This is a genomic window from Micromonospora sp. CPCC 206061, assembly GCF_036906915.1.
In the GTDB taxonomy this organism is placed as follows: domain Bacteria; phylum Actinomycetota; class Actinomycetes; order Mycobacteriales; family Micromonosporaceae; genus Phytohabitans.
Genome location: NZ_JBAKHX010000008.1, coordinates 52,975 through 70,004 on the forward strand (window position 1 = coordinate 52,975; position 17,030 = coordinate 70,004).

General features: G+C 67.8%; 15 protein-coding genes. 11 read left to right on the forward strand and 4 right to left on the reverse strand.

The genetic code is table 11. From position 1 onward, the window contains the following. The first annotated feature begins 224 nt into the window (after positions 1-224). The 4 genes from V6V89_RS09110 to V6V89_RS09125 all read left to right on the forward strand — a co-directional run bounded on the left by V6V89_RS09110 (position 225) and on the right by V6V89_RS09125 (position 4,257). Positions 225-956 (forward strand): hypothetical protein, encoded by a 732-nt coding sequence (locus V6V89_RS09110; protein WP_334618558.1) that lies wholly within the window; start codon positions 225-227, stop codon positions 954-956. Positions 957-1,314: 358 nt separating this feature from the next. Next, the gene (locus V6V89_RS09115) at positions 1,315-1,524 is read left to right on the forward strand and encodes a hypothetical protein (RefSeq protein ID WP_334618559.1); all 210 of its coding nucleotides are present in this window, start codon (positions 1,315-1,317) and stop codon (positions 1,522-1,524) included. A 33-nt stretch (positions 1,525-1,557) separates the two neighbouring features. Beyond that, positions 1,558-2,721 (forward strand): hypothetical protein, encoded by a 1,164-nt coding sequence (locus tag V6V89_RS09120; RefSeq protein WP_334618560.1) that lies wholly within the window; start codon positions 1,558-1,560, stop codon positions 2,719-2,721. Positions 2,722-2,997: 276 nt separating this feature from the next. Continuing rightward, positions 2,998-4,257 (forward strand): nucleotide sugar dehydrogenase, encoded by a 1,260-nt coding sequence (locus tag V6V89_RS09125; RefSeq protein WP_334618561.1) that lies wholly within the window; start codon positions 2,998-3,000, stop codon positions 4,255-4,257. Positions 4,258-4,285: 28 nt separating this feature from the next. On the opposite strand, the gene V6V89_RS09130 is transcribed toward V6V89_RS09125, so the two are convergent. From V6V89_RS09130 to V6V89_RS09145, 4 genes are all read right to left on the reverse strand, one after another. After that, positions 4,286-4,855 (reverse strand): hypothetical protein, encoded by a 570-nt coding sequence (locus V6V89_RS09130; protein ID WP_334618562.1) that lies wholly within the window; start codon positions 4,853-4,855, stop codon positions 4,286-4,288. Positions 4,856-5,016: 161 nt separating this feature from the next. Next, a complete protein-coding gene (locus tag V6V89_RS09135) occupies positions 5,017-5,529 on the reverse strand; it encodes a hypothetical protein (RefSeq protein WP_334618563.1) in 513 nt (170 codons plus the stop codon). An 80-nt stretch (positions 5,530-5,609) separates the two neighbouring features. Next, positions 5,610-6,218: a calcium-binding protein gene (locus V6V89_RS09140; RefSeq protein ID WP_334618564.1), complete on the reverse strand. Its 609-nt coding sequence runs from the start codon at positions 6,216-6,218 to the stop codon at positions 5,610-5,612. A 126-nt stretch (positions 6,219-6,344) separates the two neighbouring features. Continuing rightward, positions 6,345-8,135 (reverse strand): DUF4012 domain-containing protein, encoded by a 1,791-nt coding sequence (locus tag V6V89_RS09145; protein WP_334618565.1) that lies wholly within the window; start codon positions 8,133-8,135, stop codon positions 6,345-6,347. A gap of 146 nt (positions 8,136-8,281) precedes the next feature. On the opposite strand from V6V89_RS09145, the gene V6V89_RS09150 reads away from it, so the two are divergent. The 7 genes from V6V89_RS09150 (at position 8,282) to V6V89_RS09180 (ending at position 16,429) form a co-directional block, all read left to right on the forward strand. Beyond that, positions 8,282-9,325 (forward strand): polysaccharide biosynthesis protein, encoded by a 1,044-nt coding sequence (locus V6V89_RS09150; protein ID WP_334618566.1) that lies wholly within the window; start codon positions 8,282-8,284, stop codon positions 9,323-9,325. Continuing rightward, positions 9,322-10,422, forward strand: coding sequence for a polysaccharide biosynthesis C-terminal domain-containing protein (locus tag V6V89_RS09155; RefSeq protein WP_334618568.1), 1,101 nt, complete (start codon positions 9,322-9,324; stop codon positions 10,420-10,422). The genes V6V89_RS09150 and V6V89_RS09155 overlap by 4 nt, the downstream gene beginning before the upstream one ends. Then, positions 10,419-11,654, forward strand: coding sequence for a glycosyltransferase family 4 protein (locus V6V89_RS09160; protein ID WP_334618569.1), 1,236 nt, complete (start codon positions 10,419-10,421; stop codon positions 11,652-11,654). The genes V6V89_RS09155 and V6V89_RS09160 overlap by 4 nt, the downstream gene beginning before the upstream one ends. After that, positions 11,651-12,796: a non-hydrolyzing UDP-N-acetylglucosamine 2-epimerase gene (gene wecB / locus V6V89_RS09165; RefSeq protein WP_334618570.1), complete on the forward strand. Its 1,146-nt coding sequence runs from the start codon at positions 11,651-11,653 to the stop codon at positions 12,794-12,796. Before V6V89_RS09160 ends, wecB begins: the two co-directional genes overlap by 4 nt. A gap of 83 nt (positions 12,797-12,879) precedes the next feature. Further along, on the forward strand, positions 12,880-13,986 hold the full coding sequence (locus tag V6V89_RS09170) for a glycosyltransferase (RefSeq protein WP_334618571.1): 1,107 nt from the start codon (positions 12,880-12,882) through the stop codon (positions 13,984-13,986). Continuing rightward, positions 13,983-15,275, forward strand: a complete 1,293-nt coding sequence (locus V6V89_RS09175) for a hypothetical protein (RefSeq protein WP_334618572.1) — start codon at positions 13,983-13,985, stop codon at positions 15,273-15,275. The genes V6V89_RS09170 and V6V89_RS09175 overlap by 4 nt, the downstream gene beginning before the upstream one ends. Continuing rightward, on the forward strand, positions 15,272-16,429 hold the full coding sequence (locus V6V89_RS09180) for a glycosyltransferase family 4 protein (protein WP_334618573.1): 1,158 nt from the start codon (positions 15,272-15,274) through the stop codon (positions 16,427-16,429). Before V6V89_RS09175 ends, V6V89_RS09180 begins: the two co-directional genes overlap by 4 nt. Positions 16,430-17,030: the final 601 nt, after the last annotated feature.

Sequence of the window (17,030 nt, forward strand, 5' to 3'; positions counted from 1 at the left end):
CGGTCATAGCGGTCAAATGACCAGACTGCCTCGACGATCAGCCGGCGGACGAGGGGCGAAGCATGACGCGGTCGGGGAGAGCGAGGGATCGAGCCACGTGGCTAGGTCTGCGGGCTCTTGCCGTCGCTGGCTTCGCGGGAGCGGCGTGGCTGCTATCGGCCGCGTCGGCCCACGCCGCGGAGTCGGACGGGCCGGTCGAGGTTGTTACTTCCGGCCTGTCGGCCGTGTCGCTCGTCACCGACCCCGTCACCGGGGTGGACGAGCGGGACGCTGTGGCGTCCGGCCCACTTGGCAGTGTCGTGCGTTCGGCACGCCTGGCGACGGCCGCCTTGCGGCCAAGCGCGGCGGGCGGCCACGCGACGACGGTTGACGCCGTCGCGCTGACCCGAGTGGCCGAGCCGATCACGGCTCCCTTGGACGGTGTCCTGGAGCCGGTGACCGGCGTGCTGCGTACTGCGGCGGCACCGGCGGTGTCGACGCTGGGTTCAGTGGGCCGGACCACGTCCGATGTGGTCGCGCCCCAGGTGGACCGGTGGTTGCCAGGCGGGACCACGGGCGGTGGGCCGGGCTCCGGCTCCGTCGTGGCACCGGTCGACCCCAACCTCGCCGCCGGCCAGCCAGAGCCGGTTCCGGCTGCGGCTGCGGCTGGCGCCGGCTCAGAGTCCGCGAACCGGCCGTACGCCGGCGCGGACGATCGCGTCGCCGGTACGCCGGAGGCGCGGCAGGGCGGCGAAAGCCGGCCCGATCGGCCTCGTCCCGCACCGTTGCGGGGACTCTTCGGGGCCGGTGCCGGGATGCCGGTCAGTGGACCGGCTCCCCATATGGAGGGTGGCGCATCCGCCGTTGTGCCCTCCCCGGTCGTGGAGAGCACGGTGGCGATCCACCGGCTGCCAGTCACGACCGACGTCGTGGTCCTCCGGCGGGATGCCGAGGCCCCGACGGTTTCACCCGACTAGTGACCTGACCTGCCGCCCACTCGCGGGCGGGCAGATCGGCCCCCGCCACGCCCAGGTCGGACGACCTGTGGACGAGGGAACCGAGGGCAGGTCACTGTGGCCGCCACGTTGAGCGGCAATCTCACACCAGCACCACCACGCACCCAAGTGGCGCATGTCGACAGGCGAAAGAGGGGCGAATTTCGCCCCGGTGACGCCGCGCCCAAAAGAGCGCAGGTCCGGACTTCTGAAAGTGCACTAAGAAACCGGACAACAACAGAATAGAAACCACGTCAAGAATCGTATAAAAGATAGCGAAAGGTTGCTGTCGACAATGAAGAAATGGGTTGGGAGGTGCGTAAGTATCGGTGTGCTTGCTATGGGCGGGCTCCTGATGTCGCAGGCATCGGCCCACGCCGACGGGATCACGATCATGGATTGCAGTGGCGGTGCCACCGCGAACCCTTCGATTGTGGCCCAGACCGGACCGAACATCGGCACCGCCAACGGCATCCAGACCATCGAGCCGCTCACCTCTGTAACCAACGTCCAGTGCGCCCTGGAAGGGCTCCCGGGCGTTCCCGCCTGACATTTCCAATCTCTGAAAGGTTAGTTCCTCATAATGAAGTCTTGGGTTCGTAAGTCGCTGAGCGTCGGCGTTCTCGCCGCGGGTGCTCTCCTGATTGGCCAGTCCGCCGCCCAGGCGGCTCCCGACATCATCGCCTCCAGCGGTCCGAACATCGGCACCGGTAACGGGCTTCAGACCATCACGCCGGTGACTACGGTGACCAACGTGCAGTGCGCGGCGCCGGTCGTCACCGGTCTGGGTCTGTTCGACTGCTCGGGCGGTGCTTCAGCCGGGTCGGACGGCTCGCACAAGCCGACATGGGATGAGAACTCCTACAAGGCGTGGGACGACAAGAAGGACGACAAGAAGTCGCCCAAGAAGGCCAAGTACTACGACGACGGCCACGGCGGGTCGGACGACGGCCACGGCGGGTCGGACGACGGCCACGGCGGGTCGGACGACGGCCACGGCAGCTGGGACTGGGACGACGCGCCGGACATCATCGCCTCGTCCGGCCCCAACATCGGGACCCTCAACGGCACCCAGGTGATCGCGCCGGTGACTACGGTGACCAACGCGCAGTGCGCGGCGCCGGTCGTCACCGGTCTGGGTCTGTTCGACTGCTCCGGCGGTGCCTCTGCGGAGAGCGCACGGGTCGAGGGCAAGCGTGGTTGGGGTGGCGGCGACGCGCCGGACATCATCGCCTCCACCGGTCCGAACATCGGCACCGGTAACGGGATTCAGACCATCGCGCCGGTGACCACGGTGACCAACGCGCAGTGCGCGGCGCCGATCGTCACCGGTCTGGGTCTGTTCGACTGCTCCGGCGGTGCCTCTGCGGAGAGCGCACGGGTCGAGGGCAAGCGTGGTTGGGGTGGCGGCGACGCGCCGGACATCATCGCCTCCACCGGTCCGAACATCGGCACCGGTAACGGGATTCAGACCATCGCGCCGGTGACCACGGTGACCAACGCGCAGTGCGCGGCGCCGATCGTCACCGGTCTGGGTCTGTTCGACTGCTCCGGCGGCGCCACCGCCGAATCGGCGTCCGTCGCGCGGCGGGAAGCCCTGCCGCTGGTCGGCAGCCTGTTCCGCGCTGCCGACACCGACACCAACGCCCACGCCAACGCCGACGCCGACGGTTCGGCCGGCTACTACGGCGACCACGGCGACCACGCTGGAACCCGCAGCGGCGCTGGCATGAAGGCCGGGGTCTGATCGTCCCGACCGCTTTACCCAAAGGGGGCCTCCGGTGCGCCGGAGGCCCCCTCCTTCAGGCCGGAAGCAGCTTCCTCGCAGCTTGGCGCCTACGGCAGCTGGGCGTAGACCAGCGTCCGCGACAAGCAGGAATGTAACGCGATACATCGCAGATAACGGGACTACCGGGCGAGTGCCGGCGCAACTACCTAGGGGCCGCCTCGTTGCGCCTTGCGAGATGCGGTCATAGCGTTCAAATCACCCAGGCCGCGCTCTCCTCCAAACAGGAAACGGGTCATGACGATCGACAAGGTTGTGGTGGTCGGCCAGGGGTACGTCGGCCTGCCGGTCGCCATGCGTGCGGTGCAAGTGGGTTACGACGTTGTCGGACTCGACAATGACGACATGCGCGTCAGCCGCCTGCTGGCCGGGTCCTCCTACGTGGAGGACGTCGCCGACGACACGCTGGCGGCCGCATTACGTGCTGGGCGCTATCTCCCATCCGGCGACTACGAGTCCGCACGCGGTTTCGACTACGCGGTGGTCACGGTGCCAACCCCGCTGCGCGAGGGAGCCCCGGACCTGAGCTATATCGAAGACGCCGTGCGGCACCTGGCGGCCTGCCTGAAGCCGGGTGCGACGGTGATCCTGGAGTCCACGACGTATCCCGGTACGACGGAGAACCTGGTCCGTCCAATCCTGGAGGAGATCAGCGGACTACGCGCGGGTCGGGACTTCCACCTGGGCTACAGCCCCGAGCGGATCGACCCCGGCAACAGGCAATGGTCGCTCGTAAACACGCCCAAGGTCGTCTCCGGTGTGGACGAAGCGTCGCTGCGGGCGGTGCAGGGCTTCTATGACTCTCTCGTCGAGAAGACCATTGCCGTCAGCGGCACCAAGGAGGCCGAAGCCACGAAGCTGATCGAGAACACCTTCCGCCACGTGAACATCGCGCTGGTGAACGAGCTGGCGACGTTCGCCCACCAGTTGGGCATCGACGTGTGGGAGGCCATCGACGCCGCCTGCACCAAGCCGTTCGGCTACATGCGCTTCACTCCCGGGCCAGGGGTGGGTGGCCACTGCCTGCCGATCGACCCGTCCTACCTTTCGTGGGAGGTAAAGCGGAGCCTCGGCCGGTCGTTCCGCTTCGTGGAGCTGGCCAATGAGATCAACAACCACATGCCCACGTACGTCGTGCAACGCCTGATCAGGGCGATGAACCGCCATCACCAGGCCGTCAACGGATCACGGGTGCTGCTGCTCGGGCTGGCGTACAAGAGGAACACCGGAGACTGCCGGGAATCGCCGGCCATTCGCATAGCCGAGTTGCTGCACGGACTTGGGGCTGAGATACGCGCCGTCGACCGCTACGTGGAGCGCAACCGCGTGCCGGAGTACGTCTCGCTGGTCCACCTCAGTCCGGCTGAGGTAAGCGCCGCCGACGTGGTGGTGCTGATCACCGACCACGACGACGTCGACTACGACCTGCTCGACGCGGCCCCACTCGTGCTTGATACCCGAAACAGAGTGCGCGGCGGGGCGGTCGAGGTCCTGTGACCTCGACCGCAGTGCCGCAGGTGTCATGTCAGGTGTCGGCGTTGGCCCGGGAGCGGCGCCTGAGCAGCATCGCGCCGAACACCAGCACTACACCCGCCGCGACCGCACCCGCGCCGATCTGCAGTCGGGTCACTATGCCGCCGTCGTCTCCGGTCGTCGGGAGCGCTTCGCCCTTCGCGTAAACCCGCACGGTGGCCGATGCCGAGACGCCCGACGGTGAGCCGGTCGCGGTGATGACCGCCCTGCCCACCCTCGTCAGGACCACCGAGGTCTGGAAGTTGCCGTCGGCGTCTGCCCGGACGGTCTTGACGACCCCGATTGGCAGCGGCAAGGCGACCGGCACGATGGCCCCGCTCGAGCCCGAGCCGAACCGGGCGCCGGTCGTGTCTTGGTAGCTGACGTCGATGGAGATCTGGTCGTTGGAGCCGAAGTTGCTGCCCTGGATCGTGACGGCGTCACCCACGGTGACGGCGCCCGCCGAGACGGTCAGTGTCGGTGCCGTTGGTGGGTAGGTGGGTTGGGCGGTCGCGGCCGTTGCCGGTAGCAACGAAACACTGGACGCCGCGACGAGCGAGATTAGAGTCCAGCGGACTCGCATGTGTGCCTCCGCGATGGGTGTGTCTACTGCGGTATGGACTATCGTGATGTTAGCCGCAATATGGACATTCGCTGCTAAGATCGCGATATCATCACTAGATAGACACCGGTCCGCCGGCGCCCTTGCCGCCGGCGGACCGTGGCAGCGGGGGACCTACCCGATCAGTGTCGAGACCTCGGCCGTGCGCGGCGGAGAACGAGTGCCAGCGCGAGCAGCGGCAAGCCAACCGCCACTGCGACCGCGCCAAGTGTCGTCACCGACATCCCATCGCCGTTGCTCTCGGTGACCGACGCCGGCTCGAGCTGTGCCGCGGCCAGCACGGTGACGGTGGCCGAGGCCTGGCGACCGGACGGGAACCCACTCGCCGTGATCGTCGCCACGCCTACCTGCGTCAGGCGCACGGTCGTGACAAAGTGCCCGTTGGCGTCGGCGGTGACCGAGTGGTCAAGGGCCTGAGTCGACTGGCTGCCGGTGCATTGCCCGGCGGCTGCCGCCGCGCCGCCCGCGGGCGCGTAGGAGACATCGATCCGGACCACGTCGCACCCGCCGAAGTTGTTGCCTTCGACCACCACGGTGGCGCCGACGACGACGGTGGCTGGCGAAACGGTCAGCGAGGGTTGCCCCGGCGGATAGGTGGGCTGGGCACCTGCCGCCGTGGCCGGAAGCAGGGACACACTGAACAACGTTGCAGACACCATGAGCAGTCGGTGGATTCGCATGAAGACCCCCGTAGATAGAAGAACGGCGCCTGGCGTCACGCGGACACCACCTCGCAGCTGATACGCGTCTCGATCGTCGCGGCGCACGTGTCCGTGCCCAAGCCGCCGTTGCCGACGTCCGAGCCGCCGACGTCGATCAGCGTGTCGGCGTCCGCACCGCCGTTGAGCACGTCGCTGCCCAGGCCGCCCTCGATGGTGTCGCCGCCGCCGTCGCCGTTCAGGACGTCGAGGGCGTCACCGCCGGCCACCTTGTCTGCGCCGTCGCCGGCCGTGATGGTGTCGCCGCCACCGGCGCCGATGAGGATGTCGTCGCCGCCGGCGCCGAAGAGCGTGTCGGCCCCGGCCTCGCCGCACACCCACTCACTGTCCGCGCTGCCGAAGTAGAGGTCGACGCCGTCGCCGAGGCAGACCGTGTCATTACCGCCGAGTCCGAACACCACGTCGCTGCCGCCCAGCGCCACGATCACGTCCGCGCCGGGGGTGCCGTTGATGATGTCCGTGCCTTCGGTGCCCACGATGGTGGCTTCCAGGTGGTTGCAGGTCGGCTGTGCCTGCGCTGCCGTCGCCGGCAGCGTCGCCGCCACCGCGCCGAGAAGCACCGCGACGAGTGCGCCGCCGAGCAGCCGCATTCGCTCTATTGACACGATTCCCTCCCCTGTTGTGGGGTCACTGACCGTGACGCTAGCGAAGCGACATTCAGCGGGACGGGAATATGAGAATGATTCAATTCTTATAGCGAGACTTGAGCTTCCCTGCCGTAAAATGCCCGCTTACCGCGGGGCCCGGCAGGCGTGGGCAGACCCGGTACGCGTATGCCAAGGATTGACTCCCGGCGTCACCCAGAGCTGAGGCGCAACCGGCGCCGCGGCGCCGGCGGTCAGCGGCTCGGTCAGGAGGTTGGCCTCCACGGTATGGCTGGCACCGGGTTTGAGGTCGACGGTCAGCACGCCGACGGCACGCCGCCGCTCCGTGCCGGTGCCGAGCGGCGCCGGCGTGCCGTCGAGCCACGCGCCGAGCACGGCCCCACCGGCGGGACTGAAGATCATGACGTTGGTCCGGGCCGCGTAGGGCTCGCCTGCCAGTTTCAGGCCCAGCACGTCCTTCGGCAACCCGGTCGTTGGCGCCGCCGACCGAAGCGTCACCCGCAGGCGCAGCTCGCGGCGGCCATCCGGAAGGCACCCGGTGACGTCGAGCTGTGCTTCGCCGGAGAGGTAGTAGCCGAGCTTCGCTCCGGTGCCGTCGTTGAGAAACACGCCAACCGTCGGGCGGGCGCCGTCCTGGACGGGCATCGCACCCTCCAGCACGGTGCCGGCGACGGCGCGCTGCTCCGCCGGGTGCGCGCTCCAGACCAGCAGGCGGCGCTCGCCGGCGGCGCGGGCGAGGGCCGCGAGGGCGGCTGCGGGATCGGGTACGCCGTTGGTGAGCGCGGCAAAGGCGGCTCTGGCCGCCGCGGCGTGGTACTCGTCCTCGGAATGGGTCGCGGCGTACGCATCCACCAGGAGTAGACGGACGGCGTTGGCCGCCGAAAGTGGCGGGCCGGACGGCATCCGCAGCGGGCCGGTGGCCGCGAGCAGATACGAGAGGGCGACCGGATCAGTGGCGACGACACCGTCCACTGTGACTCCCGTCCGCCGCCGGTACATCTCTCTGGCCAGTCCGGCTGCGGTGGGAAAATGTGGGGTGAGATTGACGTTCGCGGGAAAGATGCCCGGGCGTTCGGTGTAGAGGCCGAGCATCGCCGGCGACAGCGGCAGCACGGGCCGGGCGAATATGCCCAGGTCCGCGGCGGCGGTGCCCTCGTCGACGAGCCGCAGCCGGCCGCCCTCGGCACGGACCACGGCGAACGCGCCCGGAATGCCGCCGGTCGCCCGAAGTTCGGCGGGATTCTGAAACAGCACGAGGTACGTCCGCGGGCCGGTCGCGCCGAGCATCGGCGGCAGCAGCTCAGCCGCCCGGGCAGCAGTACCGGTGAGCGCCACGATGCGGCGAAGCCCCCGGTCAAGGTCGCCGAGTGCGGAGCGTAGTTGTGGCAGGAGGCCGTCGACCGGGATGGCCGAGGCCCTCTCTTTGGCGCGCATCGCTGCGGCGTGCGCTTCTGTGAGGTTAGGTGCTGCCTTGCCCAATTGCGCGACGTCGAGCGCCCCGTCCTTCGGGGCCAGCGCCTTCAGGTCCACGATGCCGGCGGCGTCGACCAGGGGTTGGAGCACCTGGTCGACCAGGTCGGCCACGATGGCCGCGACCGCGCCCACCGCGGCCAGGTTGCCTCCGGCCAGGGGCGCGCGCGCACCGAGCAGCCACCCGGGGTCCCGGGTCGCCGCGCGGGCCGCGCGGGCTTCCTCCTGGAGTACGGCGAGGGTCGCCCGTGCCGCGGCGATGTCCCGCCGTTCCAGCTGGGTCTCGAGGTCGCGCAGCAGTGTGGCGGCCGCGGCCAGGTGGGTGCGCGCCTGGACGCCACGCACGCCCACCCAGCCGGCGCCGAGCACGAGGAGGCACACGGCGGCGACGGCCGCGAGGACCGCTCGGCGCCTACGCCGGGACGCCGACCTGCGTTCTCTGGGCATAACGGTCATCCTATGGAGGACGCGGCTTTTTCGTGATTAGACGTTATATGGCGCGAATCAGCTTGTAGGCTGCATTCAGCACTATAGGCGCATAATCGGGCTACCCGCGCGGTTTGCCGTGCGGCGGTGGGCAGGAGGCAATCCCTTTGCCGTCTTCACTCTCGGATCGACGCTTCCTGATAACCGGCGGCACGGGCTCGTTCGGCCGGACCATGGTGAAGAGGCTGCTCGACGCCGGGGCGGCGGAGGTGCGCATCCTGAGTCGCGATGAGGCGAAGCAGGAGGCGATGCGGACAGCCGTGCTGGACGACCGCGTGCGCTACTACGTAGGCGACGTGCGTGACTTCGACACCATACTCAAAGCCGTCCGCGACATTGAGTACGTGTTTCATGCCGCCGCGCTCAAGCAGGTGCCGTCGTGCGAGTTCTTCCCCTTGGAGGCGGTCCGCACCAACGTGCTGGGCAGCGCCAACGTGGTGGAGGCATGTGAGCGCAGCGGTGTGGCGGGTCTGGTCTTCCTGAGCACCGACAAGGCGGTATATCCGGTCAACGCCATGGGAATGAGCAAGGCCTTGATGGAGAAGGTCGCGCAGGCGCACGTCCGCAACAACCCAAACGCCCACACCACGGTCTCGTGCGTGCGGTACGGCAACGTTATGTACTCCCGCGGTTCGGTCATTCCGCTGTTCATCGAGCAGATAAAGAGCAGCCGCCCGCTGACCGTGACCGATCCGTCGATGACCCGCTTCCTCATGTCGCTCGACGAGTCGGTGCAACTGGTCGAGCACGCCTTCACCCATGCCAACCCAGGCGATGTGTTCATCCGCAAGGCAGACGCCTGCACCATCGGCGACTTGGCGACCGCGGTCAGCAACCTCTTCTCCGTGCCCACCAAGCTGGACGTGTTAGGGATCCGGCACGGCGAGAAGATGTCCGAAACGCTGGCGAGCCACGAGGAACTCGCACACGCCGAGGACTTCGGCGAGTTCTTCCGGGTGCCGATCGACAGCCGCGATCTCAACTACTCGCTCTATGTCGAGGAGGGCCAGTCGACACAGGACCACCGGGCGGACTACACGTCGTCGAACACGACCCGGCTCGACGTACCCGAAATCATGGCCCGCCTGCTGACCCTGCCGGAGGTCCGCGCGGAGCTCGACGCGGCACCAGATCTGGCGGTCGCGGTATGAGTGGGACGCTCGTCGTCACCGGCGCCGGCGGTTTTCTGGGCTGGCATGTGCGGGTGCTCGCCCACGCGCTACAGATGCCCGAACCCGTCATCGTCGGCCGTGACGATTTCCGCGACCCGAACCGGCTCGTCGGCAAGCTGAACGGTGTCGACCGCGTCCTGCACCTCGCCGGGGTCAACCGGGGCGCGCCGCAGGAGGTCACCGCCGGCAACATCGAGCCGGCCCAGGCGCTCGCCTTGGCGGTACGGCAGTGTCCCACGCCGCCCAAGACCGTCGTCTTCGCCAACTCCATCCAGGCCGGGAACGGCAGCCCGTACGGCGACTCGAAGGCCGCCGCGGCAGACATCCTGGTGCAGGCGACACAATGGACCGGGTCCACCTTCGCCGATCTGCGGCTGCCAAACCTGTTCGGCGAGCACGGCAGGCCGCACTACAACTCGGTGGTCGCGACGTTCTGCCGGCTGCTCGCCGACGGCGCCGTACCGCAGGTGCACGAGGACCGCGACCTCGAGCTGCTGCACGCCACGGACGCGGCGGCCCTGCTGCTGGGGCCCGGCGGTCCGTGGGACGCCCAGCCGGTGCGGCGCACCGTGAAGCAACTGGCGGAGCGGTTGCATCGCTTCGCCACCTGCTATCGCACCGGGGAGATACCGGATCTGGCCAGCCGCTTCGACGTGCGGCTGTTCAATACCTACCGGTCGTACTGCTTTCCCGGACACTATCCCTTGCCGCTGGAGGGGCACGCCGATGATCGCGGTGAGCTGATCGAGGCGGTCAAGGTGCGCGGTGGCGGCGGCCAGACGTTCTGCTCCACCACCCGACCGGGTGCCATCCGCGGCGAGCACTACCACCTCGCCAAGGTGGAGCGATTCATGGTGCTGCGCGGCGAGGCCGACATCTGCCTCCGCCGGGTGCTGCACAACGACGTCGTGCGGTTCCGCGTCTCCGGTACGGAACCCGTCGTTGTCGATATGCCCACGATGTGGGCGCACAACATCACCAACATCGGCGATGGGGAGCTGCTGACCCTCTTCTGGGCCAACCAGACGTTCAACTCGGCGCGGCCGGACACATACCCGGAGAAGGTATCGCCGTGAAGATCGGCATCGTCTCCCAGTGGTATCCGCCCGAGCCCGCCTTCATTCCGGCGAGCCTGGCCGAAGAGCTGGCGGCCCGCGGCCATGAGGTGCGGGTGCTGACCGGCTTTCCGAACTATCCCGTAGGCGTCATCTATCCCGGCTACCGGCAACAGTGGAACGCCTGGTCGACGACCGGACGGATCACGACTCGCCGCGTCCCGCTCTACCCCAGCCACGACTCGTCGGCGGCGCGGCGGATCGCCACCTACGCCTCGTTTGCGGCGACCAGCAGCGTCGCGGCGGTGCGGTACCTGGCCGGCGTGGACGCGTTGTACGTCTACCATCCGCCGGCGACCGCGTTCGCGCCGGCCGCGCTGCTCCGCCTGCTGTACCGCGTGCCCGCGGTGCTGCACGTCCAGGACATCTGGCCGGAGTCGGTGACGGCCTCGCCGATGGGGCCGCGACCACGCGGGTTGGTCGACCGTGCGCTCGGCCTGGCCATGCGCCAGATCTATCGGATGGCGCACTCCATCGCGGTCATCGCCCCGTCCATGCGGGACCTGGTCGTGGAGCGCGGTGCCGATCCGGCGCGGGTGCGTGTCGTGCTGAACTGGGCCGACGAGTCGTTGTTCCGCCCGGTGGAGGCGACCGAGGAGGCTCGTCGCGAGATCGGGTACCGCGGACGATGCACCGTCATGCACGCCGGAAACATCGGCCCGTTCCAGAACATCTGCGGGGCGATCCGGGCGGCTGCGTCGGTCGAACGGGCCAGCGGGGTCGACCTCGTACTCGTCGGTTCGGGGATCGCGGAAGGCACCGCACGAACCCTGGTGGCGGACCTCGGCGCCACGAACGTCCGGTTTCTGGGCCGCCAGGAACCAGCACGGATGGCCGCCCTTTACGCCGCCGCCGACTACCAGCTCGTCTCCCTTTTGGACCTGCCGATCTTCCGGGGCACGATCCCGTCGAAGCTGCAGGCGGCTCTGTCGTGCGGCTCGCCGGTCGTGGTGTCCGCGCCAGGCGACTGCGCCGGTCTCGTGGAGCGCAACGGAGTAGGTCTTTCCTGCCCGCCTGAGGACTGGCGGGCGCTCGCGGACCGGTTCGTGCGGGCCGCCTCGTTCTCGCCGGCGGAGCACGCGGAGATGAGGCGCCGGGCGCGGGCGAGCTACGAGGCCCACATGTCCAAACGGGCCGGCGTGGACGAATTGGAGAAGATGCTGAAAGCCGCGGCGCGGGGTGAGCACCGATGACCAGGGTGATGACGGTGGTCGGCACCCGCCCGGAGATCATCAGGCTGTCGCGCGTGATCGACCGGCTGGATCGAACTGTCGACCACATTCTGGTCCACACCGGACAGAACTGGGACCCGTCCCTCAGCGACGTGTTCTTCAAGGAGCTGGAACTGCGGTCGCCCGACCGTTACCTGCAGGTCGACACGTCCTCCCTTGGCCGGGTCATGGGTGGCGTCCTGGCGGGCGTCGAGGAGGCTATCTCAGAGCTACGGCCGGACGCGCTGCTCGTCTTGGGCGACACCAACAGTTGCATCGCCGCGTTGATGGCGCGCCGGATGAAGGTACCCGTGTACCACATGGAGGCCGGCAACCGCTGCTTCGACCTCAACGTGCCGGAGGAGACCAACCGGCGCATGGTCGACCACGTGTCGGACTTCAACCTGGTGTACACCGAGCACGCCCGCCGCAACCTGCTCGCCGAAGGGTTGCACCCGCGCCGGATCCTGCACACCGGCTCGCCCATGCGGGAGGTACTCGCGCACTACCGTCCACAGATCGAGGCGTCCACAGTGCTCAGCCGGCTCGGCCTCGACCCAGGCGGCTACTTCCTGGTGAGCGCGCACCGGGAGGAGAACGTCGACGACCCGGTCCGCCTCGAACGCCTACTGGACTGCCTGCGCGCGGTACGCGCCGCGTGGAGCCTGCCGGTGCTGGTGTCCACTCATCCGCGTACCCGCAAGCGGCTCGAGGATCTGGCGCCCCACTCCTCGTCATTGGAGGGAATCGCCTTTCACGAGCCGTTCGGCCTGCTCGACTACGTGCACCTGCAGACCCGGGCGCGCTGCACGCTGTCCGACAGCGGGACGATCAGCGAGGAGTCTGCGATCCTCGGATTTCCCGCGGTGACGCTCCGAGACTCCATCGAGCGACCCGAGTCACTGGACACCGGCTCGATCCTGATGACCGGATTGGATCCGGCTGGCCTTGTGGAGGCGGTCGCCGTGGCGATCGACCAGGCCGGCGCCGAAGGCGTACCGTGCGCGGCCGACTACCGCATCATCGACACGTCACGAAGAGTCGTGAACCTCATCCTGTCCACAGTGCGCCGCCACCACGACTGGGCCGGCGTGCGCGTACCCGCTCGGGGCGGGTTTCTATGACGGACGAAAAGAGACCGTTTCGGGTCCTGGTTACCTGTGGCGTCTTCGAGCCAGGCTTCCGAGGCGGCGGGCCCGTACGATCGGTGGCGCACATTGTCGACACCGCCCCGGAACCTATAGACGTCGCTCTGCTTACCCGCGACCGGGATCTGGGTGCCGCTCGCCCGTATCCAGGGTTGTCGGGACGCTGGGTCGGCCGTGGCCGCTCGCAGGTGTTCTACCTGAATACCCGATCCGTGCGGCAATGGCTACGGCTATGGCGGGACCTGCGCACAACCCAGTTCGATGTCTTGTACGTCAACAGCCTCTGGAACCCTTCCTTCTCGTTGCTGCCCATCATCGCTGCACGGCTGGGCGTGGTTCGGGCTAGGCGCGTCCTGGTTGCTCCACGGGGCGAACTCTCCCCAGGCGCCCTGTCACTGAAGGCGTGGAAGAAACAGGCATTCCTCAAGTGGTGGGATCGCTTCCTGCGAAGCATGGACGTTGTGTGGCATGCCTCAACGCCGAGGGAAGAGGCGGACATCAAGGCCGCCTGCGCATGGGCGCGAGTTCTCGTTAACCAGAACCAGTTCGCGCTCCCTGCGGAGCCTCTACCTGTCGCCGCGCATGACGGGCCGGTGCGACTCGTCTTTGTTGGCAGGATCTCGCCGGTGAAGAATTTGGAGCTCGTCATGCGCGCGCTTCCGCGCGTCTCGAAGCCACTTGAATTCGACATCTTCGGTCCTGTGGAAGACGTCGGCTACTGGAGGAGGTGTCAGTCGCTTATGGGCGAAATTTCCCCCGCAGTTCAGGTCAAGTACCGCGGCGAGCTGGCGCCGACGGAGGTTCGCCGTACCTTCGGCATGTATGACGCGTTCGTCTTCCCAACCTTGGGAGAAAACTTCGGACACGTGATCGCGGAGAGCTTGTCGGCCGCGTGTCCCGTTGTCTGCTCCGCCGAGACGCCGTGGACGGAAACGCTCCAAGCAGGAGGCGGAATCGTCCTACCGGAGCTGACAGTCGAGTGCCTGGCTGACGCGCTGGAAGGCCTGTCTTTGATGACGCTGAGCGAGCGGCTACAAGGCAGGGCCGCGGCCGGTAACGCCTATTGCCGATGGCGGCGTACGGTTCAAGGATTCAATATTCTCCAACAGGTGCGTGAATCCCGGCAGCCGGCTGGCACCGGCGATCGGCAGGCGGAGCGCGCATGACAGGTCCGCGCATCCGCATCGCGGTCGCCACTGGAGCCTTCCTTTGTGCCGCGCTGGCCGGTGTGGTGGCGAGCACGAGCATCCACATGGCTACTGCCGCGTGCCTCGCGCTCGTCCTGTTTCTCGTCTTCGCGGTGGACCGCAGCGGCGGCGGGGCTTTTATCACGTCGCTACTACTCTTCCTCGCCTGCGCGGTCTCGATCGCACAGATTGCGGAGTACACAGAGCTGGTCAGGGCCCTCGCGATCATGGTGCTCGCTCTGGGCGCCGTGTGCGGCGTGCTCGATGCGACAAGGCCCGGCAATGATCGCCTCCGTTCCGCCCGCCCACTGCTCGCGGTGTATCTCGTCGGCATGGTGGGATATTTCGTCGCCGCCACGTTGCCCTTTGACAACACCAAGTCGTTGGTGACGGGAATCCTTGGTCTGGCAAGCCTCACCGTCTACGTGCTGCTGACGACGAAGTTGCTGGCGCCACACACGCTGGACGTCGCGCTCGTGGCGGTGTTGGCATCGGTCATCATCGTTTCGCTGGTGCTCGGCTTCGTATTGCCTGACATAGCGGTGTTGGGGGGCCGGCTCCGAGGCATCTCGGCCAACCCGAACCTGCTCGGCGTCTACGCCTTTCTTCTGGTCGCGGCCGTGGTGCTGCGAAGGCGGCCGTGGCCCTTGACGCTCTGGGCGGCCCTGCTCGGCGTCGCGACACTGGTATGGACGGCCAGCCGGGGGAGCGCGCTGTCGCTGGCGATCGCCCTCGTCGTCGGTGCCGTGATGAATGCCGGCCGCGCACGCCAGCTGGCCCTTCCCCTGCTGACACTCGGAGCCGTCTCGGTCGCGTTGACCAACTACAGCGCCGAGTTCGCGGGAATCAAGCTGTTCCGGGCGAACAATTCCCGCGAGGCGGGCGTCCAAGAGGTCTTGGATCTGGTCCGAGCCGGGGTGTTGGGCGGCGTGGGCATTGGCAACGAGCGGGGACAGATCGCCAGCTCGCCGCTGCGCGCCTTCACCTACGGCGGGGTTGTCGCGCTCTGCTGCATCCTGCTGATTTGGCTGGCGATCCTCTGGTTCAGCTGGCAGTCGGGCCCGGCAACGTTCGCCTTCGGGCTCGGCGTCGTGGTGCACAGCAACTTCGAGGGGTGGATGGTATCTGCGACGGGCCCGATAGTTGTGCTGTTCGCGCTGATGTGGGTGTCGATGCTGCTATCCGGCCCGCAGATCGGCGCCGACCGACGACCATCGCACGCAGCCGGCGCGGTCGCCGTCACATCGGGTTCCGGGAGGACCGGATGACGCGCGCAGTGTTCTGGCAGAACCGTCCGTCGATTCACCAAGCCGCGCTCATCCGCGCGGTAGGTGACACGCTCGGCACGCCGAGCGTGGTCGTGATCGAACAGCCGCTGGACCGCCGGCGCATCGAACACGGGTGGACCTTCCCCGACTACGGCGACAGCAGCGTGACAGTCGCTCCCTCCGACGCCGATCGCAGACACCTGGAGCGTTCACTGGCGGGGGCGGCGATACACGTGTTCTCCGGGTTGGGCGTGTATCCCGCGACGGCGCGCTCGATGACACGACTGGCTGCGTTCGGGCGCGCAGGTGACGCCGTCAGGCTGGTCTTCGCCGAGCCGTGGTCCGAGTCGGCGCGACGCCGTGCCAAGTACCGGCTGGCTAGGCTCCGATATCGCCGCTGTGTCGACGGCGTACTGGCATGCGGTCCAGTTGGCGTGCGGCAGTACAGAGGGATCGGTTTTCGTAAATCAAAGGTGCTCGAATTCGGGTACTTCCTCGATGTCAGCAACACACCAACCGCCCACGTTACGGGCGGCGGCGCCGGGCGCGCTGAGCCGTTCCGGGTCGCCTTCATAGGCAGCCTGGATGCCCGTAAGCGTCCAGATTGGGTATTGCGGGCGTTGTCGGGGATCCGAGGTCGCGACTGGTCCCTCGACATCGTGGGCACCGGCCCCCACCGTGACGAACTGCGGCGGCTGGCGGGGGAGTTGGGCCTCGGCGACCGGGTGCGCTGGCGCGGCGTACTGCCCAACGGTGACGTGGCCGCGCTGCTGGTCGCATCCGATGTCCTCGTCCTGCCAAGCCGGCACGATGGTTGGGGGGCGGTAGTGAACGAGGCGCTGGGCGCCGGTACGCCCGTGATCGTCAGCGATGCCGCGGGTGCCTCGGTCTTGGTGGCCGGCAGAATGCGAGGAAGTGTCTTCCGCTCTGGGTCGCTGGACGCCCTACGCGACGCGTTAGTGCACCACCTCGATCGGGGCTGCGTGAGCGTCGAACGGCGTGTTCAGATCCGCTCATGGACGGCGCGTTATGCGTCGGCGCCCGTCGCGGCGGCGTACCTGCTTGACGTCGTTGAGTCGGTACGCGGGCGGCGACCGGCACCAGTGCCGCCGTGGCGCGCGACGCAACCGGATGCTTCCGAGCACCCGGCGTGATCAAGTGGACCATCCCGCATCCCCGAGATCACTCCCGAACGCGCCAATCGCAGCTACACTCCCCAATGTGGACAAACTATCCCTGATGGCAGCGATTCGGAGGCGGATGCCGGGTATCCCTCGCTCCCATAGAGAGATGTCGGCGTCCCTCCTGCTTTTGTCGTCCCTGCGGTCGCAGGGATGGCATCGGTCCGTGACCGGGAGGGCGCCCGTCACCGCGAGTGGTGAGCCTCAACCATGGTTGACCTATCCAGCCATAGACTGGCTCGACCGGGTGCTTACGCCAAGTGTTCGGGTCTTCGAGTACGGCGCCGGTTCATCGACGTCCTGGTTCGGGCAGGCTGGCCGGATCGGGGAGATCATTTCTGTCGAGCATGACCCGGAATGGTTCGCCCAACTCCCACAGCCACCGAACGGCAAGATCATCTACATCCCTAATGAGGGGACCTGGTGGGACGCAGGCGAGGAGGCGCCGTATGTGCGAGCCGTCGCGGACGGGGCCCCTTGGGATGTCATTGTTATCGATGGGATGGCTCGCAATGCGTGTGCACGAGTGGCTAGCAACTATCTCTCCTCGGCCGGCTTGGTGATTCTCGATGAT